Annotated in this window: 20 protein-coding genes; 11 read left to right on the top strand and 9 right to left on the bottom strand. The window is 61.5% G+C overall.

The genetic code is table 11. The annotated features are described in order from the left end of the window. Positions 1-182 precede the first annotated feature (182 nt). Positions 183-1088 carry a hypothetical protein gene (locus tag ACYCUK_RS00515; RefSeq protein WP_461592923.1) on the top strand — a complete coding sequence of 302 codons (906 nt, stop codon included), beginning with the start codon at positions 183-185 and terminating at the stop codon, positions 1086-1088. Positions 1089-1304: 216 nt separating this feature from the next. Here the strand turns inward: ACYCUK_RS00515 and ACYCUK_RS00510 are convergent, their stop codons facing one another. The 4 genes from ACYCUK_RS00510 to ACYCUK_RS00495 form a co-directional block, all read right to left on the bottom strand. After that, a complete protein-coding gene (locus tag ACYCUK_RS00510; protein WP_461592922.1) occupies positions 1305-2285 on the bottom strand; it encodes a glycosyltransferase in 981 nt (326 codons plus the stop codon). A gap of 37 nt (positions 2286-2322) precedes the next feature. After that, positions 2323-3600, bottom strand: a complete 1278-nt coding sequence (locus ACYCUK_RS00505; protein ID WP_461592921.1) for an oligosaccharide flippase family protein — start codon at positions 3598-3600, stop codon at positions 2323-2325. Positions 3601-3653: 53 nt separating this feature from the next. Further along, positions 3654-3887 (bottom strand): hypothetical protein, encoded by a 234-nt coding sequence (locus ACYCUK_RS00500; protein ID WP_461592920.1) that lies wholly within the window; start codon positions 3885-3887, stop codon positions 3654-3656. 665 nt (positions 3888-4552) lie between these two features. Further along, positions 4553-4915: a hypothetical protein gene (locus tag ACYCUK_RS00495; protein WP_461592919.1), complete on the bottom strand. Its 363-nt coding sequence runs from the start codon at positions 4913-4915 to the stop codon at positions 4553-4555. Positions 4916-5497: 582 nt separating this feature from the next. On the opposite strand from ACYCUK_RS00495, the gene ACYCUK_RS00490 reads away from it, so the two are divergent. From ACYCUK_RS00490 to ACYCUK_RS00480, 3 genes are all read left to right on the top strand, one after another. Further along, positions 5498-5923 (top strand): endonuclease domain-containing protein, encoded by a 426-nt coding sequence (locus ACYCUK_RS00490; RefSeq protein ID WP_461592918.1) that lies wholly within the window; start codon positions 5498-5500, stop codon positions 5921-5923. 596 nt (positions 5924-6519) lie between these two features. Further along, positions 6520-6945 (top strand): hypothetical protein, encoded by a 426-nt coding sequence (locus ACYCUK_RS00485; protein ID WP_461592917.1) that lies wholly within the window; start codon positions 6520-6522, stop codon positions 6943-6945. Positions 6946-7029: 84 nt separating this feature from the next. Continuing rightward, positions 7030-7260 (top strand): hypothetical protein, encoded by a 231-nt coding sequence (locus ACYCUK_RS00480; RefSeq protein WP_461592916.1) that lies wholly within the window; start codon positions 7030-7032, stop codon positions 7258-7260. A gap of 1144 nt (positions 7261-8404) precedes the next feature. Here the strand turns inward: ACYCUK_RS00480 and ACYCUK_RS00475 are convergent. Together ACYCUK_RS00475 and ACYCUK_RS00470 are read right to left on the bottom strand one after the other, a co-directional pair. Further along, complete coding sequence (locus ACYCUK_RS00475; protein ID WP_461592915.1) at positions 8405-8698, bottom strand: hypothetical protein; 294 nt, start codon at positions 8696-8698, stop codon at positions 8405-8407. A gap of 461 nt (positions 8699-9159) precedes the next feature. After that, positions 9160-9372, bottom strand: a complete 213-nt coding sequence (locus ACYCUK_RS00470; RefSeq protein ID WP_461592914.1) for a hypothetical protein — start codon at positions 9370-9372, stop codon at positions 9160-9162. Between the two features lie 223 nt (positions 9373-9595). Here ACYCUK_RS00470 and ACYCUK_RS00465 point away from each other — a divergent pair, with 223 nt between their 5' ends. Then, positions 9596-10195 carry a hypothetical protein gene (locus tag ACYCUK_RS00465; RefSeq protein WP_461592913.1) on the top strand — a complete coding sequence of 200 codons (600 nt, stop codon included), beginning with the start codon at positions 9596-9598 and terminating at the stop codon, positions 10193-10195. 549 nt (positions 10196-10744) lie between these two features. Here ACYCUK_RS00465 and ACYCUK_RS00460 read toward each other — a convergent pair. The 3 genes from ACYCUK_RS00460 to ACYCUK_RS00450 form a co-directional block, all read right to left on the bottom strand. Then, positions 10745-11005 carry a hypothetical protein gene (locus ACYCUK_RS00460; RefSeq protein ID WP_461592912.1) on the bottom strand — a complete coding sequence of 87 codons (261 nt, stop codon included), beginning with the start codon at positions 11003-11005 and terminating at the stop codon, positions 10745-10747. Positions 11006-11330: 325 nt separating this feature from the next. Continuing rightward, positions 11331-12737 (bottom strand): nicotinate phosphoribosyltransferase, encoded by a 1407-nt coding sequence (locus ACYCUK_RS00455; RefSeq protein ID WP_461592911.1) that lies wholly within the window; start codon positions 12735-12737, stop codon positions 11331-11333. Between the two features lie 93 nt (positions 12738-12830). Beyond that, positions 12831-13859, bottom strand: a complete 1029-nt coding sequence (locus ACYCUK_RS00450; protein ID WP_461592910.1) for a bifunctional nicotinamide-nucleotide adenylyltransferase/Nudix hydroxylase — start codon at positions 13857-13859, stop codon at positions 12831-12833. A 1442-nt stretch (positions 13860-15301) separates the two neighbouring features. On the opposite strand from ACYCUK_RS00450, the gene ACYCUK_RS00445 reads away from it, so the two are divergent. From ACYCUK_RS00445 to ACYCUK_RS00420, 6 genes are read left to right on the top strand one after another with little or no spacing between them, the layout of a single operon-like run. After that, on the top strand, positions 15302-16510 hold the full coding sequence (locus tag ACYCUK_RS00445; RefSeq protein WP_461592909.1) for a hypothetical protein: 1209 nt from the start codon (positions 15302-15304) through the stop codon (positions 16508-16510). Next, a complete protein-coding gene (locus tag ACYCUK_RS00440) occupies positions 16510-17277 on the top strand; it encodes a hypothetical protein (protein WP_461592908.1) in 768 nt (255 codons plus the stop codon). Before ACYCUK_RS00445 ends, ACYCUK_RS00440 begins: the two co-directional genes overlap by 1 nt. A gap of 30 nt (positions 17278-17307) precedes the next feature. Then, a complete protein-coding gene (locus ACYCUK_RS00435) occupies positions 17308-18414 on the top strand; it encodes a type I-F CRISPR-associated protein Cas7f/Csy3 (protein WP_461592907.1) in 1107 nt (368 codons plus the stop codon). A 15-nt stretch (positions 18415-18429) separates the two neighbouring features. Then, positions 18430-19059 (top strand): type I-F CRISPR-associated endoribonuclease Cas6/Csy4, encoded by a 630-nt coding sequence (locus ACYCUK_RS00430; protein WP_461592906.1) that lies wholly within the window; start codon positions 18430-18432, stop codon positions 19057-19059. Further along, entirely contained in the window at positions 19056-20009 is a 954-nt protein-coding gene (cas1f, locus tag ACYCUK_RS00425) for a type I-F CRISPR-associated endonuclease Cas1f (protein ID WP_461592905.1), read from the top strand. Before ACYCUK_RS00430 ends, cas1f begins: the two co-directional genes overlap by 4 nt. Continuing rightward, positions 20003-22867 carry a hypothetical protein gene (locus ACYCUK_RS00420; protein ID WP_461592904.1) on the top strand — a complete coding sequence of 955 codons (2865 nt, stop codon included), beginning with the start codon at positions 20003-20005 and terminating at the stop codon, positions 22865-22867. The genes cas1f and ACYCUK_RS00420 overlap by 7 nt, the downstream gene beginning before the upstream one ends. Positions 22868-22881: the final 14 nt, after the last annotated feature.

Raw genomic sequence — 22881 nt, 5'->3', positions numbered from 1 at the left:
GCCCAAGGGTAGTTCCGCCGACGTAACTGGCGGCCGGCGAGTCCGAAACCTGCCCAGCCACGGTGCGAGACCCTTTAGAATTTCCTTCAACATGGCACTCTCCTGGAATAAGCCTGCCCAGTATAGCGTCTTGGCCTGACATTGCATTCCAATGCTATACTATAATAATAACAGGAGCTGCCATGCCAACCCGCCGAAGACTGCTTGAACTCACCCTGGCCGGAGCCGTTCTGGCTACCCTGGCGGCAGACCCTGCCGCCTTTTCCGCTACCTATGTCTACCGGACGCACATCCCGGGCGCCACCTCGACTCAAGCCTGCCCGGCCGGGAGTTTCTCGGAGTCCCTGCCGGGGACGTACGACGTCACCGTGCCCGCCGGCTGTACTGCGACCATCGCACTGGACGGTGCCGGGGGCGGCGGCGCTCTCGGAAACGGGGGGAATGGTGCCCGGGTCCAGGGTACGTTAGCCGCCTCGAGTTCCCCGCAAACACTGTCCGTGACGATCCAGGCGGCGGGATCCCCCGGCAGTCTGAACAGCTATGCCCCGGCCGCGACCGGTGGCGGAGATACCACCTTAGTCATCGGGGGCACCCTGCTGATGGCCGCCGGGGGCGGCGGGGGAGCTGGCGGTTACGGGGGGAATAATGCGGTCCTGGCCAATGGCGGCGACGGCGGGGCAACAGGATCCCCCGGAGGCGGGGATCCCTATAGCTACTGTCAAACCGGGGCGGGAATCCCGGGACAGGGCGGCACGCAATCGGCACCCGGTGCAGGGGGCCTGTACGAAAACAACTGCAACTACGTGGCGGGAAACCCCGGCAGCGGGATGACCGGTGGCGCGGGCCAGGTGGGTCAATATGGCAACGGCACTTCCGGTGGCGGCGGAAACGGATATTACGGCGGGGGCGCAGGTTCGCTGGGAGGCGATTATTACGTCGGAGGAGGAGGCGGCGGCGGTTCCAGCTACGCCGCTCCCCAAATCCTCGCCCCCGTTTTCACTGCGGGTGGAGGTTCGCCCGGAGGTACCGCCTATACCGTATCCAGCCCCAGTCCGGCCCAGGCCGGCTCCGTCTCCATCACTTGGTGATGCTTCGGAAACGCGCTGCCCGATCGCCGGATGCAGACGACCGTCCGGCCTAGCGCCCGGCCTGGGTTCCCATCGCCCGGCACGGCCGGAATTACGGCCGGACCCCAGTGGACGTGCTTGCCTTCCACCATGTGGTGGCTGGACAAGAACGCCCGCAGCTCGCTGCCGGCCGTTCCGCCACCAAATCCAGTCCTGGATTGATTCCGGACGACCCGTTCAGGCCCCGCCTCCGGATCTCCGGCGGCGCCACCAGTCGCGCAGGCCCCGCGCCAACGCCTTGCCATCCCGCAACAGGCCCCCCTGGCGCAGCTCCCGCAGGATGGCCCGCGTCGTATCGTCCGGGCCCTGCCGCTGAACCAGCCAGGCGGTATAGGCGCCGGCCCCCATCCGTCCGGCAGCCAGATCCGCGCGCAGCCATTCGTTCAGCAGCCGTTGCCGGGTCTGCAGATGCAGCTCCCGTTGGGCGGTGATGGTATTCGCATACGCGGCGTCCGCCCGGGAGTCCGGGACACGCACATGGTAGCGGGCCGCCACTCCGCCTCGCTGGTACCCTTCCCCGAGCAGCAGGAGTTTCCGGTTGACGTCCCAGTCCTCCAAGACGGGCAAGTCTTCCCGAAACAAACCTACCTGGCGGAGGCTGGCCAGATCCCACAGCAAGGCGATGGGCGGAAACAGGTTGTGGACCAGGACGTCCGGCAGGGAAATCAGCCCTACCGGCGGACAGGGCTCGAAAGGCATTCGGGACACCTCCGGGATATCCCGATGATGGGTACTGATTCCGAGCCGCTCCTCGATCCGGATCACCGGGGCCGCGACCAGGGTCAAGGCCGGATACAGCACGCGCTGGACCGAAAAGGCGGCTACCGATTCGGCCAGAAAGGCTTCCGGCCAGGTATCGTCGTCGTCGTGCAGCGCGGCTAAATCGGTTTGCAGAAGGTCCAATCCGGCATTGGCGGCCCCCGCCACCCCGCGGGACAGCGGCAGATCCTTCACCCGGATCCGTTGATCGGCGCCCGGCAGCCGGCTCGCCATGTCCAGAACCTGACGGACGCTTTCCGGGGAACCCCCGTCATTGACGACCACCAGTTCCCATTTCCGATACGTCTGTCGGAACACGCTGAGCAACGCCCGGAGCAGGAGCACCGGACGGTCCTTGGTCCGGATCACGATGCCTACCGATAAATCAGAAACCGTCATAAGCCTTCACTTCCTGAAAGAATAGGAGACAACCGGGCTAGACCGGCTGTCGACGAGAACGGAACAACACGGTCATCAGGCCAAAACCCGGAATTCGCACGGCCCAAATCAGCAGCCATTCGAAGGTTTCGACGCCCACGTACCCGGCCGCGGTACCGACCGCCCCCCACTCGCGCGTCACCAGCGGGATCAGCGCCAGATTGATTACGGCCGTTCCCAGCAAGACCGACCCGAAGGCCCATCGGGCGCCCCGGTTGAGCAATACGGCTCCCGTCAGCACGTAATTCAAGGCGATGACCGGCAAAGCCATGGCCAGGACCTGCAAGGCGGGTATCGTCGCCAGATAGGAGGCTCCCGCCACCCAAGGGACCAGCAGGGGAGCCAGCTCGGCCAACGCCAGGCTGGCGAGGCTCGCGCCACCGACGGTCCAGATGGCATATTTCCGGATGAATCCCCGCACCGCCGCCGGATCGCCTGCCGCCCGCAAGCGGGACAGTCGGGGGTAACTGGCCGTCTGGGCATGCCCAATCAGACCGATGACGGGCGACAGGAATTTCCAGGCGGCGCCATACAGGCCGGCCACGACCGGACCACCGGCCAACCCCGCCAAAAACAGGTTTCCGGTACTGAAAACGAAGGCGGACAACGAGCCGGTCACCACCGGGAACCCGTTCCGCAGCAGGGCCATCAGCGCCGGCGGCCTGGGCCGGGTCACGACCAGCGGATGGATCCGGAACAGGAGGACCAGACCCAGGATTCCCGCCAATACCGGGGTCAGCGCCTGGATGGCGGCCACCCGCAGCAACTCCTGGTCGTCATGGACCAGGGCCAGCAGCAGGCTCACCGACGATAGCTGAGCGGCGATCTGGATCCGGGCGACGATGGCCATGCGTTCGAGACCTTGGAACGCCCAATTCGGGAACAGGACGCTTCCCAGTACCGCGGCGTAGCTGGTCAGGTAGATCGGTGCCGACAGACGCAGGCGCCAGACCAGCAGGCCGTAGACCAGGAACCCGGCGGCCGCCAAACAGAACTTCAGGGTAAGGACCGAAACCAGCAAGGCGCCGCTCCGCTCTGGGTCTTCCCGGCACTCCACCATGGCCTGGGTCGCCGTGAACGACAGCCCATAGTCCGCCAGGGTCACAAAGAGGCCGCACAAGGTCTGGGCCATCACCAGGACGCCATACCGGGCTGGCCCGAACAGGTGCAGCAGATAGGGGACGATCAGCAGGGCCAACAGGTACGTGGCGCCATGCTGGGTGAACAGCGCCAGGAAATTGTGGAAGGGCCCCGCCGATTTATCCGGCAGGGCCATCCAACACCTCCAAGCCGAGCGGGCGTCCGCTCGGCGGAAAGGCCGGTCCGGCATCAGGCCATGCTGCCGGCCGCGTCCAGGTTTTCCTGCTCTTCCGCCAGGACGGACCCCTTGGCGCGTTCTTTTTCCACCAGACCGATCACCTTGTTGAGCTGGGCCACACGAACCCCGAGCTCTTCGGCGATGGTCTTGATGTCCTCCTTGATCTGGAGATTGGTGGACGCCACCTGATCCCGGCGATTCAGGATGTCCTCGATGGCTTTCTTGTGCTTGCTGTCCAGTTGCATGCTGGCTTCTCCTTCTACGAAATGAGCCGCGCCTCCGGCCGGGCGGCAAGGCCTTGCTACGTTGGAGCAGCCGCTAGGCGGCCGTGCTGGCCGCCTCCGGGCGTTGACCGACCGACTTCAGCTCGCCCGGCGCGAATCGCCTCATCGCGGATGACGGCCCGCAATTCGGCTTCGGACGCATAACCCAGCCGGAGGATATCCGGATCACCGCGCAGGGTTGCCTTCCGTTCGGAGGCGGCGGTCATGGGTACAGAGACAGGCATGGCGCTCCTCATTCAAGTGCCGCCATCAGATTGAGAACTTGGCCGTGAAACCGGGATGTCGGAACGCGGGACCAATGATGGCAGTGGCGCCCAGGAAATATAGTCCCCCGGCGTCCATTGGCCGATCACCGTCCGGTGGTAGCAGGTGCGCAGCAGCAGGGAAACCCCCTGCGGCGTCTCCCCTTTCCGACACGGCCGAAACCGTAAGGCCGAAAGCGGAAACCAGGCGCGATACCCCGTGCCCCGCCATTGACCCAGGACGGTTACCTGTCCTTCGGTGCGCAACAGGAGCAGAACACCGCCAGGCGCCGGCTGGTCTTCCGGATACCGGAAGGCATAAGCCGGATCCGATGGACCTGTCGACGAGGCGGGCCGCGTGCTCACGGAAGTCATGAGACCGGTCTATCGCGCGGCCAATACCGGTTCGGAGTCCGACGCCTCCGTCGCGCTTTCCTCCACGATCTCGGCCATTACGGCGAAATCCTGGGCCAGGTACGGACGACCCGCGTTTTCCGCAACCCAGCTGGCCTGCTGCAGCAAGGCGGGATCCCGGCTTTCCAGGACTTCCTCCCAGATCGGGTCGGACAGAATCCGAGTCCGGATGCGCTCCCGATCGATTTCCGGCAGGTAGACCAGAACGGCGGCTCGCGTAGCCTCCGACAGGGCGATCCGGGGGCGGTCTTCTTGCATCCGGATCAGTTCGGCTTCATGCCGCAACAGCCAATAGGCCAATTCCTGCAGGGCGGGGGAAAGGGTCGGAGACACGGTTAGTTCCTTTTTGGGGGCGATGGGGAAACGGTCTTCTCGGGAAGTATAGGCAGCCGGTTCGCCGGCGAATGCCCGGGGGCGGCCGGATAGACCCGCAATGCCGGCCAGCCGGGCCGATATTCCACCAGCACGGCCTCCCTGTCCGTAAAGCGCAAAGGCTCCGTTCCGGGCGGGTAGCTGCTGGCCAGGACCGGATACCGCACGGTTTGCCCCGACATTAGCCGCAAGGCCAGTTCCGGCACCAGAGACGAGCTGGCCGCCCGACCGGACAACCCGGCCGGACGCGAACCGGACGCTAACCCCTGGATTTCCGCTCGGGCTTCCCGAGAGGAAATCAGGCGCTGACTTTGGATCGCCCCACGCACGACCGCGATCCCGGCCGGACCCCTATGCCAGGTTATCGCCTTGCCGACCCAGGGGGTACCGGCCAGGGCACCGCCCGCCCCGCACAGGCCCAATACCGCAAACCACCATAGGTGCCGCATCGCTCGCTCCCGGGATCAGTCAGAATGGCCCAAAATATACACCGTAGATAATTTTTTGTATACTGTAGGTGAATATATCGCCGAACAGGTGCCCATGACAACCACCCGCCCGCTGATTTCCGTGGATGAGCTAAATGTCGATCCGCATGAGAAGCTGTGGTGCTGGGTCCAGCGTATCTGGCCCGACGCCGTCAGGGAATACCGCGTCCCCATACCCGGCCGAAAATTCCGCGCCGACATCGCGTTCCCGGCCCTGAAACTGGTGCTGGAAGTGGACGGTTACGCCAGTCATGCGAAGCGATACAGCGGTTTCGAGATGGACCGAAGACGCCAGAACCTCTTCGTGGTCAACGGTTGGCGCGTCTTGCGATTTCCGGCCCTGGACGTCCTGCGTGATTTGCAGCGGTGCATCACCACCATCCAGACCGCCCGGGTGACCAGTCCCGGGTACCGCGAGTATCAAGCCGCGCAAGCCGCCGCTCCGGGTCCAACCCCGGGAGCCAGCCCACCGCTTCCATAATAAATAAGCTGTTGCTATACTGTATTTGTCATCATGAGAACATGGGCTTCGGACGACTCGTTCCTGCCGCACCTTCCCACGGGAAACAAGGCCAACGACCGGATTCGCCGCCGCCAGCGCGGAGACCAGACCGAAACCATACGCCAGGATGACCGCCTTACCTTAGGCGTCGGCGGATACCTCGCGTGCGCGACCGGTTCCATTTCGGAAACAGTTCGCCACCAGGACGCCCTTGGCTTGGCCAGGGCGCGTGCTCCCGATTGGGGTAAGGATGGGCAAGCCGTCACAATGGACACCAGGGAAAACGGCACAGAATGCTGAGACGGGACCTGCCCTGGGGGTGTGCAAACCACCTGAACCCGTTACCGGATCGCGTTGCAGCTGATTCGGGTCGAAAGCGAAGCGACGCCGGCTCCGGGTCTCAACAGACCAGCCCGCTCGACGCCAGAGACCAAGCCCTTTCCCCCGGATCGATTCGGGTAGGGAAAGCTTTGGTCTCTGCTCGCTCAACCCCACCAGATCTCAGTTAGAAAAAACCGGTAGCAGGCATTTAGGGGGAGTTGCGTCCGAAATTTGTAGACAGGAAGGAGACGGCCATGTGCCATGTACCCGAAGTAGACGGAAACCCGGAAGACGCGGAGGACTTCGATACCAGCCCGATCTTCCCCATCCACGTGGAAGGCCCGGGCCAGATTTCGGAGCTCAACCGGGAACGGTTGCGCCGGCTCTGCGACGAAATCCGGGAACGGGTCGGCGTAACGGCAGCCGGATCGGTCCGGGTCTACCGGCAAGGCGAGGTCGAAACGATCACCTGCCGTTTCCACGGAGACCATGCCGTGCTGGACGTGCAGATTCTGGCGGTTGGTCATACGGATCTCACGGACGTCCACATGGCCTTCGTGCCGGATTACCTGGATGCCCTGTACCTGGCCAGCATCCTGCTCCAGGCGATGGCCACTGGGGGGGATTTCCTGCACCTGTGCCAAACTCCGGCCATGGTTCCCCTGGCCAACGTGGGCTAGGCCGGAACCATCTTTTCCTCGGCCTCGCGCGCCTACCCGGCGCTCCAGTCCGAGCCCATCGACTGCGCAGCGGAGACCGTTTCCATGCCGTCCACCCCCACCAAAACCTACGACTGGAAAGGACTCCTCATCCAGACGGCGCGGACCCTTCGGCTGGTCGCCATCCTGCTGACGGCCCTGTTCCTGCTCGGAGACCTGGTCGCCGTCATGACCGGTAATCCGCTCACCATCCGCATGCTGGAAGCGTTGGCCCTGTTCGCCCTGCTCTTCTGCCTGGCGCTACTGGCTGAACAACAACTACGAATGGTCGGCTGAGTACGATGGCCTTACCCATAAGTTCCAGGATGGGCCTCCAGCGGCTATTCTGGACAACCCGGCAGGATCGGCGCCACCTGCTCCAAGAAGCTGGGCCAGCCCGCTGACGGCCTGGCGTAACTGGGCAGGTGCCCTGGAAGCACGCCATTCCTGCTCGGTGTGCCACTCAAGGCCCAAACTACGGTCTAGGATCCACAACATCTGGTCCAAGTCCACCTCCCGCGCTTCCCGGCTAAAGACGGACAGCTCTTATTGCAGGCCATCTGGACGGCATCGGCATCCGGAGATTCGGAAGCCTGGAAAGGCAGGAGTTTCAATGCGCTTGCGCGGCATGGCCTAAAACCTCCAGGGCTGGACAATCTGCCCGGTCAAGCCTTGGTGCTGGTCGAGGATTCCGGTCCGAAGCGGGTCGTCCAGCCTCATGGGCGGAAACAAGATTCGTAGCAGGGGATCCCACGCTCCGAAGCCTTCCGGAGCAGATAAGTCCAGGGCATAGCGGATATCCGCATTACTGGAATATTCGTTGCCTCCTGAATGCCGCAAGAGAGTGAAGCCCCGGGCCGTAAGATGGATCCAGTACGAGTCCAGCTCCCCAAATGAACCCAGTTCCCCATTTTGGACCTGACGAACATATAGCCAGTTCCAGGGAGTCTGCGCCGGGCTCGGTACCGCCCCTTGCACGGCTTGCTGGACAAGTGAGGAGACTTCGCGGATATCGCTCGGAAGCGATGTCCCGAATGTCAGTTCCGAATGGTAGATCAGACAAAGGGCCGCATCTGTTTCCGGCCACAGCACCAAGACTTGAGGACTAGTCAAGCGTTCGGAGAAATGGAGTTCCCGGCGAAGATTCGCCAGCGAGACGGTGGCAAGCGAAGTCCCCGCCTGGGAAATGAGGAAGGATCGAGGACTCCCGGTGGCCTCCGGACGGCAAGTCCTGGGGGTGAGACGGGGCGGCTGATAGAGCTTGGCGTTAGGCATGTATGACTCCCTAAAAATAGCGCTTTCACCTAGAACCACTGCAGATATATTATAATATATTTTCTGCTTGGAACACCCGGATTTTCGAAGGCGGGCGGTCGTTGGCAAGGCGGTCAGTGCGAAAAATGGCGCCCTGTCCGGGGCGCCACCGTAAAGCGAAGGCTGTTTAGAACGACCAGATCCTGGGCACTGCCGACACGGTTAGCCGCGGCAGGTTTGGTTTGGGGAACAGCATCTCCAGCAACGGATCCCAGGTTTCCAGACCGTTTTCCAGACCGGCCGGAAAGGTGGCGTCCAGCGCGTACCGGATCTGGCCATTCAACGGATCGTTGTCCGTGACTTGGTGCCATCGCGGGGCGTTGGTCGCCGAGCCGGATAATTCGAACCAGTATCGCTGCAAGTCACCGGATTCGATTCGACGGTCCACCTGCAACCAACCCCATCCGGCGGCGGATGGCATCATTGTGGCGGGTGGCGTCATTAACGAATGATCCGTGGCAGCGCGCCAGATTCTAGGGGCCACCCGGTCGATAATGCGTGTCAGGGTGCGGGCTTCGTCGCAGCTGTGTGCCCCATACAGGATGCAGAGCGCCGAATCCGTAGTTGGCCATAACACCAGGGCCTGATGCCGGGGATGCGCTATCCGAAACGCGGGATTGGGCGGCGTTTGCGCCAGATATGTCGGCTCACCCAACTCGTAAACGCGAGGATACCTATCTCGATACTCGAACCGGGGCGGAACGTATGGATACATGCGGAAATCTCCTGATTGGTTGGCCTGCCCCAGTATAGCCCGAGCGCCACGGTAAGCGGCCGACCAGCACCCAACCGAAAGGGACAAGCCAAGGCTTGTCCCAGGTTGGCACGTTCGCGTCACAGATCGCCTTCGCCCTAACTCCGATCAAGCGGCAGGCCGGTAGTTCAGAGCAGGTGGATCACCAGCTCGAAAAGACTGAACAGTTCGGCCACCGTGCCGATCCCCAGGATGGCCAGGACATGGATCAGGTCGCCAAACAGGCGGCTGAGGTCGATCTGGAAGGTGACGATGGACCAGAGATCGTCGGCCGCGGATACCGCCAGCAGAACGATCATCAGTACGGGGATGAGCAGAACAGCCAGCAACCACAGCAGCATGAGGCACTCCTTCCAGCGCAGAAAACGGAAACAGGCCGTCGCGGCCAAGAAGATATAGCAACTGCCAGCGGCCGGTTGTCCGCATCAAAATGACCACGATAGCTGGCCGCGCTATCCTGCGCAGGACAATTACGCGAAGGGTATTCCGATCCTTGCCTGGACGAAGGCCCCGCTACGCTTCCGCCTATACTGGGGCAGGCCAACCAATCCGGAGATAGCCGTCATGTATCCCTATGATCTCACGACCACCACAGTCCGCGACTTGCGGAAGAAAGCCGGGCCGATAGCCTTGCGAATGATGGATACCCAGCGCCGTGCGCGCGAATTTTTTTATATGAATCCGCAAGACGTAGCTTTGCAGCAGATTGTCGATCTGCACGCGCTGATTCTCTGGCCGCTGGCGCCGCACCCGCTCTGCGTCATGTTCGAGCCCTTTCAACACAAGGGCAAGTCGTTGACCAATTCCATCGATGCCTGGGCCATGGCCCTGAGCCGGGAGGCCAACGAATTCAATGGAATGGTTCCGGTCGAGCAGTGGGGCTTCCTGCAGGTGGTGGCCCGGGGAGACCAGGCCTTTGCAGCGGACTGGGTCGGGATGGATGGCCGCCTAAACAATCCCGCCTGGTACCCGGCCTCCGTGACGGACCCGCTCAGCATCAAAATCCGGGAGGCGCTGGATATCTGCGAACTAGACCGGATTCCTGGATGGAATGCCAGCTGGGGCGCGCTGCTGGACGGGTTGTTTCCTCGCAAGAAGCCCTTACCATTGGTACCGTTGTTGGTAGCGTCGGCATCCGCCACGCCCGCCCCTTGGGTTTTTTAGCGGAGAACACCATGCCTCAGCCTCAAGAACCCCCTGTCCCAACAGATCTACAGCGTAACGATCATGTCCGCCATCTTGAGGCGTCCGTCGTAAGATCCTGAATGTCCGTATCGGGCAAGAACCCATTGGATCCCCACATGGGCCGGCTGCCGAAGAAACTGAAGCCCATCCCCACGCAGGTCTGCGGTCCAGCCACACCGAAACTGGCAGGCATCCGGAGTTTCCGGCTCGACCCCACCTTCACTTTGCAGCAGAGCCGCCGGCTCTGCTTTTTCTGCGCCCGCACCCGGCTGACCGTTGCGGGTTCCGCCCCGCATCGCCAGCCTACGAAATCATAGGGGCCTTTCCCCATAAGAAAAGCCGCACGAATGCGGCTTGGGGAAGGAGTTAATCCGGCGGCGCGACGAGTCCGGGCCGCCACCTTTGCTCGGCGCTTTTCACTGATTCGATAGGTTTCAGCATTTGCTGAAAAGACCGGAATCCGAGCATGGGTTACGGCAGCCACAAGAAAAGGAGCCGCGCGAGCGACTCCCGAATCATGCCTGGACATCAGGCGGCGCGGCGCGAATCCCATCCTTCCGCTTCTCGGACCTGGGCCAGGGCATAGGCCCGAGCCTGATGCCCCAACGCGGCCAGGGCTTCCGTCTGGCGCCAATATCCCCGGGTACGAGCCTGGGTAGAACAGGCCACCTCGCCGGTCAGGCGAAGCAGGGTTTCCCACTGGGACCCGTTTTTCCGCACCGCGATCGCGGCACGGATCACCGATACTTCCTGTTGATGCGCTAATCGTGTCAAGGACTCCTGGTACATTCGGGTACTCCTGTCATCATGGCCTGTGGTACCCGAATATAGGCACGCTGGCGGCTCCGGCCCCGCAAGCTCGCGACGATGGGGGATCCGCTCCGGGCCTGGACAGGATCGGAGGATACCCGCAGAGGCCGAAGCCATCGATCGGCTGCTTGCCGAGCGTACGACGATTGCTGGGCCGCAGAGGAACGCCTGGCCCTAACTGTTGATTGCAGTTAATTGCTCTCCACGATGGAAGCCATCCCGTCGATGTTGAAAGAGGCGGCCGAGAACGGAAAGCGGCAGGCCTGGGAATGCCTGCCGCTTTTCGCTGGACGCAGCCCTTGAATCAGGCCTCCGATCGTGCCCGGATTTCCGCCAGGGATTCCCGGACCAACAATTCTCCATCACGCCAAGTATCCCGCATCTGGTCTTCCCAGGCCACCGGATCCGCTTCGGACAGGCGGAAAGTTCGGATTTCGCCCGTAGCCCGGTTCCTGAACGTGGACAGTAAGCCCTTCTTGCTGGCCTTGCCCGGGTCGGTCACTGGCGCCTTGTACACGTCCCGCCATCCGTCCGGCAGGAGCACCGCCGAGGTCTTCATGGCCATCCGCTGGGTATCGCGGTTCACCTGCTGCAGCAGCGCACCGCCCATCCCGAAGGCGATGTTGTCGGCAGAGAACCCGTGGTTTTTGAACTCCCGCAGGATACTCCGGATGCTGGCCTCATGGATGCCGTCCCCGTAAATGATCCGGGTTCGGTTGAGCACCAGACAGCCCTTGGCATTGCGCGAAGCGCCGAACTTCTCCGCCAGACGCTTGGCCGTCGCCAGCGCCATTTCCACTGGATCGCCGGAGTCTGGCCGGATCACGACCATCCCGTTGGCGGCCACGATTTCCTCTTTCAGCGCACCGCCAAAGAGATTATCCACCGCATGGAACAAGTCGTAGCTGTCGGCCACGCAGGCGAAGAGCTTGCCGGGCCCGCCGAACTGCCGGAGCATATTCCGGTAAGCGTTCAACTCGCCTTCCCGTCCCCAGCTCGTGATCGTCGAGTGCTCCGACGCGGGGATCGAGAAACCGGCCATGGGCTCGTCGTAGTAGGCCTGGGCGTAGCGCAACGCCGAGACCGTGTCCGTCCCCCGGAAGTTGACCAGGTGCGCCATGCCGCCGATGCCTGCCGATTCCTCGCTGGATACGCCGCGCGCACCAAAATCGTGCAGTTTGAACAGAAGTTGCCCGGCCGGGTCGTCCGAAGTCTCGTCGAGGAACAGGCGGATGACCCGCTTGATGGACCAGGACTGTGTGGCCACGGTCAACGGATACCAGACGCGCAAGAGCATGGTTTCCATGTACGGCGCAAGCCAGAATACGGCTGGATCCGTCGACCTCACCGTGACCAGGGCGTTGCCGGTCGGCACGATGGATCCTTCCGGCACGGCTCGGATCTCGAGCGGCAACCGTCCGCCATGGACGTCGACGATGTGACGCCACCCGACTTCGTTGAAGGGCTCGCCGTGGGCCAGGAACAGGTCCTTGGCCTCGTCCACCATCGCGTGGGTGACGCGCGTCGACAGATACCGGCTCAGGATGTACTGCAGGCCGAAAAACAAGGTCCGATCGTAGGTCCCGCCCCGGGACTCGATGTAGGCGAAGAGCCCGGACGCGCCGGGCGGATACTGCAGGAAGTGGCTCGACTTGTAGGAGTCGGTGTCGAGGATAGGGTTGTAGCTGAGTACGGATTCGTTCGTTTGCATCGCAGGGCTCCCCTGTTGAGTGTGACCCGCCGGTCTATCCGGCAGGGTGTTACGTGACCGGCCATCCCGCCGGTCGGGCTTTGGCCGGATCGTTTAGGCCCCGCCGAGAAAGCTGGTGGCGATATGCCAGTGGTCTTCGTACACGGCGCCGTCCAGGGCATAAAAATCCGAGAGCGGCACCCATCGGGCATGGGCCGCGTCGTCCCCGCCTTTCACCGGTGGCAGTTCGCCGGACGGGAAGTCGAAGTGGAAGGCGTGGGTGATGGTGCGCCCGCGCTGGCTGCGGTTAGGGTCGTCGAAAACCCGCGAGCCGCGCACGGATCCTTTCAACACGGGAATCGGCAGTTTCAGCCGGGTTTCCTCCTTCAACTCCCGGATGGCCGCATCCAGCAGGCGTTCCCCTTGCCCGAGGAAGCCGCCCGGCAGAGCCATGAGGCCTTTGCCCGGCATGGCCTTGCGCTCGACCAGCAGAATATGACCGGAGTGGACCACGACCGCGTCCACGGTCACAAAAGTGGGCGGATATGGCATGCTGGCGAACTGCTCGCGGTACCTCCGCAAGAAGGCGTGTTCCTGGACCAGGGCTCCGTACTGAGGCAGCCGCTTGAACTCCTCGATGAAGGACAGGCAGGCCGGGGGCAGCGCCGCCGACAATACGAGATTCGTGCCCGGGCCGTTGGGAGCCAGGATCAGATCGCGCAACTCGGTGGCGGAGCGGCCATCGATATTCGGCATCTCAACCTGGGCCCATTGCGGAAACATCCGCAGGTAGTAAGAAGTCTCGTCCTTGGCGTGGCCGATGATCCCGATGCTCCGTGCCCCGGTGTCCTTGGCGGCCTTGTCCACGGCAGTCTGCACTCCGGTCAGCCAGAGGTCTTCCAGGTAGGGGTGGTCACGGATGGCTGCAATCCGCAGGCGGTCGTCGGCGTCGGGGAATGACGCGCGAATCATGACCTCGCGCTCACGGGCAATAAAGGGATTGCGCGGGGAACGGGTGATGTTGGCGGAACCGATCAGCACCAGGACGTGGGAGGCCTTTTGCAGCGCGGTGCGCACAATGGCCGCATGGGAGTTGTGAAAAGGCTGGAAGCGCCCGATAAAAACGAGCAAGTCGAAGTCCATAGGAATCCCCTAGGCGGTGAAATTCAGTCGGTCTATCCAACTGTTTGGATTTTAGTATAGCGCCAAAAACGCCACAGACAACCAGGACGCTCCGAGCGGATCAACCGCTCCGGCGCGGAGGCCCGGCTTTGGCCTCCTATTCTATATTAGACAGGTCCAATCACTTGGAGGCATTGCGCCCATGTATCCCTATCACCGTTCCATCATACCTACCCAAACCTATTCATAACTATCTGAATCGGCTCAGCGCTGACTTCCTGCTTCACAGAGGCCGGTTTCACGTTGCCGAACCGGCCAGCGGGCGGTACCCACTGCCCACGTTGTCAAGAACAACCACACCCCGAGTCTGGATTTTCTAGCCTTGATCGGGGCTTTTCAGAACAGAGCCGCTTCGGCTCTGTTTTTCTTGCGCTACCGCTTTTTCGGCGGCCAATCCGCCACTATCCAGTTTTCACCTATCGATCGGAGCGCGGCCCTGGTCTTCTTAGCTCGGCGCTCCCGATCGGTCCGCGCACGGACAGCCCCGAAGTCCGGCAGTGACATCCGTTCCTTGCGACTGCTCGTCCCGCTGGGCGGAACCACCGCTGCGTATTCCGGTATTAGGCCTCACCGCTTTTCTTCGGAATGATCTCCGGCGTGTTTCCGGTTCCGACGCCGAAGCTGCTCCGCTTGGCGGAAAGGTTGGCGAATGACACCGTTTCCCGGTACTGGCCGCGCACATTGCGGCAGGCCAGGTCTAGGCCAACGCCAATCTCGCGCTTCGGAGACTGTCGTGTTCACAGGTAGGCACGAAGGATGCGGCTCCGTTTGGCGGACAGGCACCGCTTCGACCCGGAGGCTGGCCGCTCCGTCGATGGGTCCCAAGGCAGGAATCGGGACGCCCCAATATGGAAAGCTCGACGCAAAGAGCGCTGGCCTTGAAAAGACAGATGATAAGCCACCCATACGGTGGTAAGGCCGCGCCGCCCTGGCCGTGATCTGGAAAAAGCGATGATAAGCCACCCATACGGTGGTAAGGTGACCGACAGGGGTAAGTCGTGAATAAACCAAATGATAAGCCACCCATACGGTGGTAAGGTGTATTTTCCGGCTCTGGTTCGAGGTTCGGAAATGATAAGCCACCCATACGGTGGTAAGGTGTCCCGCACTATTCACCATCTGCTTGAAAAGCAAGGGCTTAGACTGCCCATGGCGCCAAGCCTAAAGATTTTTAGGTCGTTTTCAACCCCTTGATTCTCAAGGGGCTGGCCTTGCGCCGCAAAATCTTTCATGCAACCATTGCTAAAGTATAGTATACCTATGGAACTGGCGCAATGGTGGAACGAGGCCTGGCGATCAGAGTTATTCTCCGCTGGCGCCGGTGCCGCCCACCAAGCATGGCCGCTTGCCTCCATACAAATGGTATACTATAATTTACAAATTAAGCTGCCGCTGGATCTCGCATGCCGAAAGTCTACACGCATCACCTGAAAGCCCGTGCGCCCTATGATCGTACCGCGGTCATCGCCCGCGCCAAGTTGGCACCGAAGCTCAGGCTGGTATCTACCGCCGAAGTCGCACTGGATGCATTATTCGAAGTAGGCAATGCCAGCGATATACCGGCGCTGCGTGCCGCCATCACCGCTCTGTCCAGCGGGCAGGGATCCGTCGAGCGGTTGGACTCCGAAGCCGTGGATACGGCCTTGAACCTGGCCGTGGACCAGGGAATCGCTGAGAAGGCGCCGAAACATGAGCCGGGACATGCCCGCTATGCGGAGGAACAGGAGCGGTATGCCAAGGCAATTCGGAATCGGGTTACCACCCTGGAAGGCGCCCGGGACGTGTACGACCAGATTCAGGCGGGCGCCCCTGGGTTACCCAGGGGGGCCGGTATTCCGTCAGGCATCACGATCCGTTGCAATTCCCCGCAGGTGCTCGTTCCCCGACCAGATGCCGAATCCGGCTATCTCGCGGTTACTCCCGTGGAACCGATCGGTCTGCTATTTGAGATCATGGACCGGGTTCAAGTAGGTTTTCCGGCCTCCGCCGCCAAAGATGTCGGCAAACCAAAGCTGGCATTATCCAGGACCACGAAATTTTTGGCCATGGCGGCCAAGCAGATGATCGTCACGCAATATGGCGTTCACCGAGTCCTTCTCAATGAGCCGCCTAAGGCCCTGTCCGATTCGGAGGCGTATATCCACCAGTTGGCGCAAACCGGCGAAGCGCAGGATCGAGCGCGACATCTCCGGAAACGGCTGCCTCCAGCCTTGGCACGGTTGTGTCAACAGGCTTTTACGGATTTCGAACGACAACGGATCGCCGAGAAGAAAGCGCAACCAACGAACGGTAAAACCAAAAAAGCCAAAGCTACGGAAACTCCATCCTGGGGGAGTGAAACCACGGAAGACCACGCCTCGAAAGCCGGGAATCTCCGGCAATTCCGGCATGAATACCAGATCCAGACCGTCCGCCATCTGATCGAATACTTCCACGAGGATTACCGTCAAGCCGGACGGACTGGTGAGGAGTTGGCGATGGACTGCGCCATGACCGTGTATGACGACTTGGAGTGGCGCCGCGCCCATTCCAAAACCGCTAAAAAATTCGAGTTCCTGGTTAAGCTCCCCACAGTTCGGTACTGGGCCACCAAGGCACTGGAGATTTTTTGATGGAAGCCGGATGGCTGCACTTGCAGTTCAAAGCGGCGGGGGTCAACGCCCGCAATGCTTACGCCGTCTACGGCCTGCCCGGACCAGGATCCTGGTTGGGGTTCGCCCATGCCTTGTCGCAACGGGTGGCGGAACCGTTCATCGCGGAAAAAGTAATCTTCGTTGTGCATGACCATCATTTTGAAAGGGATACGGCCAAGGCCGGGGCGCCCTTCCGGGCACGACGCAGCACCGAGATCGGGGTCCGGAAGGAGACTATTGTCGATCACCCGGAAATGAAACTGCAGCTCGGCCTGTTCCTTCCAATCGGAGACCGCCACCTTCCCGATGAATCACACCTGCGAAGGGCGCTTTCCACCTTGCGGTTCGCCGGGGGGGTCATTGACCAAGGTTCCGTCAATATCCGGATAGACACCTTGGGTTCCTTATGGAAAACGCAACCCCGAGGATATGTCGTGTTACCGGAAGACTTGCCGGAAGTGGGCACTCCGCTGGAATCGCTGATATGGAGTCTAACCCAGCCAACGCCAGGCTGGGTCCGGCCGTCCATCCGGGGCTATGAATTCCTGACGCCGCCCCTGGCCACGGCCGGTGGCCGGTTTATACCCGGTACCGGGCAAAAAGCTGAACATGTGCTGGCCGAACCCCTGTTGGGGCTTGTCCGGTATCAGTCGGTACGCGCACCCCTGGAAGGCCAGGCGGCCGCTTGGCATTACACCCACCAACCCGATCTGCTCCTGTTTGAGGCCGATCCTGTTTCCCTGTAATCAACCACGTACTTCACGGAGAATCCTCCCATGGCGAGAACAGCCGACAAATCTACCCCTTACCCGAAAATGGCCGGTTTTCGACGTGCCATCGAAGCCTCCGATGTCCTATTGAGAGCCGGTGCCGCGGGTACCGATTACCTGACGGGAGACATCCCCTGGGTGCATGGCCAGCGTACGACGCAATCGTATGGGGAGATATCCGAGGCCAAAAAACAGGAGCGTGCCACGAAGGCCGCAAAGGATGGTAAAGATCCCAGCGAGGAGATCAAGACGAACAATCTCGTCGGCGGAGAACGCGCCCAATTGCCGACCGGAGAATCCACACTGCATGCCCGCTGGTCTCTGAACATCGGCGCGATCGACCCGACCCCCGACAGTTGCCCGTCTGCGCACTGGTACGCCGTTGCCAGCGCCTATCGTCCGAAAAGGGAGGACCTGGAGATCCTGGCGGGGATCTACGGCTACCATCTCGCGAATGGCGCCTGGTTGTGGCGCAATCGGGACGAAGCCATGGACGGCTCGGTACACATCGAGGCCTACGACTTTGAAGAACGGAAAGTCATCCATCGCTTCGAGTTCAAGGATGTGTTGGATCGTCCCCTGCGTGCGCACTCCCGCAAGTCATCGGCCTGGCAAGAGCAGATCGCCGATGATCAGGAGTTCGCCGCGCTGGTCCATCTTCTGACGGATTTGTTTGATGGAGCCGGCAAACGTCGGATCGGACTGCGGATCGAAGCCCGATTGGAAATGCTTCCTGGTCAAGCGGTGTGGCCCAGCCAGCGGTTCGTCCACGACAAGAAAGAAACGAAAGAAAAGGGCCGGCAATTCTACCGGGTGGACAATCATCTGGCGATCACTGCGGAAAAAGCGTTGAACGCCTTGCGCCATGGGGACATCTGGCATGACGACCAGAATCTCGCGGAAGCCATTCCCTTCGAGCCCCGCGGTGGCTATCTGAAGGCCCAGGAAAACCTGAGAAACGGAAAATCCACCCTGATGCAGGTGCTGTGGCCGACGTTGGCAGGAGACCATGACGCACCGGAGCACCAGGCAACCCGGATTTTTGTCTTGGGATGCCTCGCGCGCGGTTTCGTTTACACCCCGGAAGGCGAGATTGATACCACCAACGAATAGACGGAAGGACAGGACATGACCCCCCGGAAATATATCGATTGCGTTAATGAAGATGCGTCCTCCGCTGCCATGGGCAACCTGGTGTTCGCCTTGCACAGGAATTTCCATCGTGCGCCGTTCGCCGTCCAGTTCCCCGGTTTGATCGGCACCTGCGGACGGCCGGGCGCCGTTGGCGTCGGCAAGGTCGTCCGACTTTTCGTCGAATCGACGGACGGGATGGACGCCCTGCTCCTGGACCCCTTGGTTCGGCGGGTGTTGCGCGACCGGTTCTCGCAACACCCGATACGGTCCCTGGTTTCGTCCCGCATTACGGGCTACAGCAAGACCTGGCGCAGGCGGGACCCCACTGCGGCTCAACGACTCGCGCGCAAGGCGGCAAAACCCCATCCGCAGGGAATGGGCGAACATATCCTGGCCCGGCTCCAGAAGGGAGAGTCGCTTTTGCAGATCGAAGCGGGTCTCAAGCGCAGGGAGATGATCGCGTACCTGCCGGTCCGCAGTTCTTCCGGGCATACGATCGCTTTAGGCATTGGGACCACCGTCTGGGATGCACCCCAGCCGCCGGAGATCGGCGGTCATTTCAACAGTTATGGCCTGACCGGGCCTACGGCACCGGATGGGTGGCTGCCCATAATCCCGCTATGACTCCCGAGTCCGCTACACCTAAAAAGCCCCGGATACTCCCGTCGCACCGGGGCCATCTGTATTTCGTGGAACACACTCGTCTCTCGGTGGAGGACGGGTGTACGGTATTCCAGTATGCGGAAAATGGCCGATTCGTCAGTTACAATCTGCCGTATGCCAATACTTCGGTCGTGATGCTGGGAGAAGGCACTTCCGTTACCCGTGACGCGGTCCGGATGTGCGCCGAGCAGGGCGTCCTGTTGGTGTTCACCGGGGGAGGTGGCAGCCCATTCCTGGCGGGTACCAGTGAAACCTGCATCCCGCTGGATCCCGGCGGCGAATATCGGCCTACCGAATACATGCAGGCCATGGCGCGGATCTTTTTCGATGAAAACCACCGGCTGCGGATGGCCAGGGCCTTGCTGCAGCGACGATACCGGAATATCGAAGTCTTCTGGGCTAAACTTCCGGAGGCGTCCGACCTGGACCTGGCAGCGGATTGGCTCGAGTTCAAGGACGGAAAAAACGGGCAACGAGCGATGCGCTGGCTGGCGGACGCGACCAGCACCATCGAACTGCTGAGCGCCGAAGCGGAATTGTCCAAAAACCTCTATCGGCTGGTTGCCAAAGCCAACGGATTGTCCGGTTTTGTCCGGGACCCCCATACGGACGTGGCCAACCGGTTTCTGGATCAGGGGAATTATCTGATGTACAGCATTGCGGCGTTCGCGCTGTACAATCTCGGTATCTCCTATGCCTTTCCAGTCCTGCATGGCAAAACTCGCCGCGGTGGCCTGGTTTTTGACGTGGCCGACCTCATCAAGGATGGTGTAGCGCTGCCCCTGGCCTTTCATGGCGCCCAGCGATCGTTGGATACCCACGACTTTCGCCAGTCCGTTATCGAAGTGATTCATGGGCAGGACTTGATTGGCCTGCTGATGACGCAGTTCAAGGCCTTGCTGGAGTGCTGAAGGCGGTCTTCGTTTCCCGCAGCCGGCAGGACGCGGAGGCGCGTGTCCGCCGGATTTTGGATGCGTACGCGCCCAGGGTAGGGGACCATGCCTGGATTACGGCCATCAGCCAGGAAGGGCTGGAAACGGTTCGTCTGGCGCTCAAGGCGAAATCCAAACGATCCCATACCGCCGTAGCCTGCTATGCGCAAATCAAGGGACAACTGCGGCTACAGTTCATTGTGGGAAATCGAAACAAGTTTGGACGACAAGGGCAGTCCCCAACCAGAAGTTCGGCCCGGGGACATCCGGCGCTGAGACACCGTGCGTCGTTCCCGCAAGCACCCTTATTGCTGGACTATGCGGAACAGGCCGGCTACTTGCACGATTGGGGAAAAGGCACGTCTGGATTTCAGGCCAAGTTGCGAGCGAATCAGAAAAGCTCGGATCCCGTTCGGCACGAAATCCTTTCGTTGTTCGCCCGGCAAGACGGGCCTGCCCGGATAGGTACGGGTTTCCCCGCCGGAAACCTGCTGGAGTGGTTGGTGGCCACCCATCACCGGCTGCCCAAGTCTTGGCTGCATCCGTTCGAAAACCATACTTCGGCGCCAAATCCGGCCTTTGATCAGACGGTAGCTCCAGAGACTTTGCACGAATTACGGTCGGCGTTCCAGGAATTGCCGCCTTTGCCGGACGTCCGGATGGATACGGCGCTCGGCCGGGCACTGTTTTTCTATGGGCGACTGTCACTCCAGATCGCGGATCATACCGTCTCCAGCGATCCGGGCTTGCTTCCGGCGCCACGGACAGGTGCGCTCTTGGCGAACCCCCGGCAGGAACTCCTCCCGCATCTGCGCGCTATCGGCCAGCGTTCGCGGCTGGTCGCGAGACGGCTGCTCCATCTGCCGGAACGGCTGCCGGGAGTATGGCCGGAATCCAGAACGGAAATCGAAACCCAGGCGCGCGGACGCTTTAGCTGGCAGAACCAGCTGGCGACGGCCGCGCGCTCCTGTAATGCCCGCCAAGGCCTGATCGTGTTCCTGACGGCGGAAACCGGCGCCGGCAAAACGCGCGCGGCACTCCGGTTGTTATCCGCCCTGCACGGCGATCAGCCGATGCGGGCAACCGTGTTATTAGGCCTCCGGTCCCTGACCCTGCAAACGGGGGACGCTTACCGTGAAATGGGGTTACGGGAGGACGAGATGGCGGTCCTGATCGGTTCAAAAGCCGTGCAGGACCTGCATGACGACGGACGCGAGGAGATGGCGATCGAGGTGGCGGCCTGGGACGACGCCAACTGGTTTGGAACCCTACCGGCGCCGTTGAACGAACTTCCACGAAAGAAATCGGAAGCGGCGTTCTTGGGGACGCCGGTACTGGTATGCACTGCGGATTACCTGGCGCGCGCCACGAATTACGAACGGGGATCCCATGTTCTGGCGATGACCCGGTTGGCGAGTGCCGACTTGCTCCTGGACGAGATAGACGGCTATGACTTGGCCAGTTTCCATGCCTTGTTGCGCCTGGCGTTCCTGGCCGGCATGTTCGGCCGCCGGGTGATCTGCTCTTCCGCGACGCTGAGCCCGGAATTCGCCCGAGCCCTGCTGGCGGCCTATCGGCGCGGCTGGTCCTCGTTTGCCGCCTTATCCGGGGCGGATTCCAAAGTCTCTATTTTGCTATCGCATAATCGGTCTGGCTCCCAGGTTCTTCCAGCCTCCGAATTCCAGACGGCGTATTCCCGGCTGCATACTCGGGCCGAAGCCCAGGCCGAAAAAGAGCCGGCGATCCGGCGAGGCCGGGTCTTTGACCAATGGGAGGATTTGCCAAGGCTGGTTAGGGTCGCCCATGCCCAGTTCCATCAAGATCTGGCCGATGGGGCGGAATTCTCGGTAGGCCTGGTTCGGTTTTCCCGGTTACGCTCCCTGCAGCAACAGGCTACACGGCTTTCCGAAGCCATTTCGCGGGGGGAATTCGGAGACCTGGCCCTAAACCTTGTGTTCTTGAGCGCCCAAATCCCGCTTGGCACCCGGATGTTCCTGGAACATCATCTGCGCCAGATCCTATTCCGTCCGTCGCTTTCCAAAATCAAGGAGAGTCTCTTGTACCAACGGATGGCCGCCAGGACTCCGGGCGCCGTTCGGCGTTGTCTGCTGGTGCTCAGTACCCCGGTCATCGAAGTGGGTAATGACCTGGATTTTGATTTTGGGGTGGTGGACCCATCGTCGACCCGATCGATCATACAGACCGCAGGGCGGGTTAACCGACATCGAAGAACCCCTATTCCTCCGGATACGCACAATATCCTGATCGCGGCGGCCCCCGTCCATGGCCAGTATGCGCAGCCCGGGTACGAGCAACGGAAGCCGTATTTCCAAGGGCGCGAACATATCCGGCAGATGGACCCGGATGGGCACCTGACAGAACGGCTTTCAGCGGTGGACTTGTTCCGCTCAACACCGGATCACCGGACGCTGGCCGCTCAGGAACGCCGTAATATCGCGCGGGAAATGGGCAGGGAGCTTCGTCGATTGAACGACTACCAGTGGGCCGAGTCGGTGGAGCGGCCATTAAGGGATGAACAAGGTTTCTCGCACGAACTATGGCTGGACGGAAACCTGGGATGGCAAGGCGACGAATCGCACATCCGCGGGAACTATTGGGACGATACGGATAGCGCCCACCTGTTGCGCTACGGCCTGCTGGACAAGCAGGACGTTCCGGAAATCCTGGAGTTCATCCGTGCGCGAGCCGGATTGGCGGACTCCGCGCCAGATCCCGACGTTCGCCAAAAATACATGCGATTAACGATGCGTAAGCGTGAAACGGATTCCGGGATTCCGGCCTGCCCCTTGCTCGGGATCAAGAAAATTGGCCGATGACCACAGCCTGAATC

This window comes from Thiomonas sp., assembly GCF_054608695.1.
The sequence above is the reverse complement of the archived record's forward strand: the minus strand, read 5'-3'. Positions and strand labels throughout refer to the sequence as shown.

Coding starts and splice junctions, on each gene's coding strand:
- ACYCUK_RS00515 (WP_461592923.1), top strand. CDS start 183: ATGCCAACCCGCCGAAGACTGCTTGAACTCACCCTGGCCGGAGCCGTT.
- ACYCUK_RS00510 (WP_461592922.1), bottom strand. CDS start 2,285: ATGACGGTTTCTGATTTATCGGTAGGCATCGTGATCCGGACCAAGGAC.
- ACYCUK_RS00505 (WP_461592921.1), bottom strand. CDS start 3,600: ATGGCCCTGCCGGATAAATCGGCGGGGCCCTTCCACAATTTCCTGGCG.
- ACYCUK_RS00500 (WP_461592920.1), bottom strand. CDS start 3,887: ATGCAACTGGACAGCAAGCACAAGAAAGCCATCGAGGACATCCTGAAT.
- ACYCUK_RS00490 (WP_461592918.1), top strand. CDS start 5,498: ATGACAACCACCCGCCCGCTGATTTCCGTGGATGAGCTAAATGTCGAT.
- ACYCUK_RS00485 (WP_461592917.1), top strand. CDS start 6,520: ATGTGCCATGTACCCGAAGTAGACGGAAACCCGGAAGACGCGGAGGAC.
- ACYCUK_RS00480 (WP_461592916.1), top strand. CDS start 7,030: ATGCCGTCCACCCCCACCAAAACCTACGACTGGAAAGGACTCCTCATC.
- ACYCUK_RS00475 (WP_461592915.1), bottom strand. CDS start 8,698: ATGCCATCCGCCGCCGGATGGGGTTGGTTGCAGGTGGACCGTCGAATC.
- ACYCUK_RS00470 (WP_461592914.1), bottom strand. CDS start 9,372: ATGCTGCTGTGGTTGCTGGCTGTTCTGCTCATCCCCGTACTGATGATC.
- ACYCUK_RS00465 (WP_461592913.1), top strand. CDS start 9,596: ATGTATCCCTATGATCTCACGACCACCACAGTCCGCGACTTGCGGAAG.
- ACYCUK_RS00460 (WP_461592912.1), bottom strand. CDS start 11,005: ATGTACCAGGAGTCCTTGACACGATTAGCGCATCAACAGGAAGTATCG.
- ACYCUK_RS00455 (WP_461592911.1), bottom strand. CDS start 12,737: ATGCAAACGAACGAATCCGTACTCAGCTACAACCCTATCCTCGACACC.
- ACYCUK_RS00450 (WP_461592910.1), bottom strand. CDS start 13,859: ATGGACTTCGACTTGCTCGTTTTTATCGGGCGCTTCCAGCCTTTTCAC.
- ACYCUK_RS00445 (WP_461592909.1), top strand. CDS start 15,302: ATGCCGAAAGTCTACACGCATCACCTGAAAGCCCGTGCGCCCTATGAT.
- ACYCUK_RS00440 (WP_461592908.1), top strand. CDS start 16,510: ATGGAAGCCGGATGGCTGCACTTGCAGTTCAAAGCGGCGGGGGTCAAC.
- ACYCUK_RS00435 (WP_461592907.1), top strand. CDS start 17,308: ATGGCGAGAACAGCCGACAAATCTACCCCTTACCCGAAAATGGCCGGT.
- ACYCUK_RS00430 (WP_461592906.1), top strand. CDS start 18,430: ATGACCCCCCGGAAATATATCGATTGCGTTAATGAAGATGCGTCCTCC.
- cas1f (WP_461592905.1), top strand. CDS start 19,056: ATGACTCCCGAGTCCGCTACACCTAAAAAGCCCCGGATACTCCCGTCG.